This is a genomic window from Kitasatospora sp. NPDC017646, from assembly GCF_044329365.1.
Taxonomy (GTDB): domain Bacteria; phylum Actinomycetota; class Actinomycetes; order Streptomycetales; family Streptomycetaceae; genus Kitasatospora.
In genome coordinates this window covers 1-1,142 of sequence record NZ_JBIRJC010000151.1, presented here as the reverse complement: position 1 = coordinate 1,142, position 1,142 = coordinate 1, and the positions used below count along the sequence as shown (strand labels likewise).

General features: G+C 68.7%; 2 protein-coding genes. Both read right to left on the bottom strand.

Features of this window, described 5'->3' with window-relative positions:
• Positions 1–15: 15 nt before the first annotated feature.
• A complete protein-coding gene (locus ACH4J0_RS43310) occupies positions 16–615 on the bottom strand; it encodes a transposase (RefSeq protein WP_396246674.1) in 600 nt (199 codons plus the stop codon).
• Complete coding sequence (locus tag ACH4J0_RS43305; protein ID WP_380494817.1) at positions 540–1,079, bottom strand: winged helix-turn-helix domain-containing protein; 540 nt, start codon at positions 1,077–1,079, stop codon at positions 540–542. The genes ACH4J0_RS43310 and ACH4J0_RS43305 overlap by 76 nt, the downstream gene beginning before the upstream one ends.
• Positions 1,080–1,142: the final 63 nt, after the last annotated feature.

Sequence of the window (1,142 nt, the reverse complement as noted above, 5' to 3'; positions counted from 1 at the left end):
TCGGGCTGAGGGTGGTCAGCCGTCCAAGATCAGGCCGGTGGCGGCGAGGCACCCGTCGACCAGGTGGGGTCGATACTGGATCTTCTTCAAGCTCCGCTTGACGGCTCGGGCAAGCTGGTCGAGGTTGGCAGCGGCGAGGTTGCCGATGGTGCGCTTGACCAGCGACCAGATGCCCTCTTGCGGGTTGAGGTCAGGCGCGTACGACGGGAGCTGGAAGACGGTCAGCCAGTTCTTGCTCGCTTCGATGAACTCCCGCATCGGCGGCATCAGGTGGGCGCGCAGGTTGTCCCACACGAGCACGATCGGACCGCCGAGCTGGATGTGCGCACGGATGAGCAGGTCCCGGTAGTCCTGCCAGGTCAAGCCCTTCTTCTCGCCCTTGCGGCCCCGGTAGACGTGGAAGCTGTACAGCATCCGGGAGCGCTGGCCGGGTTTGTAGCAGCTCAGCCCCGCCATGGAGACCCGGCCGGCTCCCCGGCCGCGCACCCGCACCACCGGCGTGCAGCCGACCCTGCCCCAGGTCCTGGCACGCGGCGGCCTCATCGACTGCCCGGCTTCGTCCTCGAAGACCAGCCAGGCCTCGCGGGCCGCCGCGGCGCTTTTACCCGCGGCCACGTCTCCTTCCTCCACAACTCGACGGCCGCGTCATCGCGCTCGATGGCCCGGCGAACCGGCTCCTGCCAGGACCAGCCGTGCCGCTTGAGCAGGACCCACGTGCCCTCCACGGTGTAGGAGACATGGAACAGCCGGCCGATCAACGCCTTCACCCGCGCCAGAGTCCACCGCTGATCCTCCCAGCCATGGGCCAGCGGCCCGCGCTCCAACTCCCGCTCCAGACGTGCCACCTGGGCATCGGACAGCTTCGGCCGACCGGGCGAGCCCTTCGAGGCGACACCTGCCGCACCGTCCTCGCGCCACTGCCTGCGCCAGCGCTCCACCGAACGCACGCTCACCCGCAACGTCGCCGCGATGTCTCTGTTCTTCTCCCCGCCCTCGAAGCATTCCACGGCCTGAAGCCGGATCCGCTCCCGCACGGCCCTCTCGGCGTCGGTCAAACCGCCGCCCTGCGCATATCTCACAGCACAGGGCTACCGACAGCATCTGCCGGTTGTCAGGCAAACGGCACCGACTCCACCCAATCA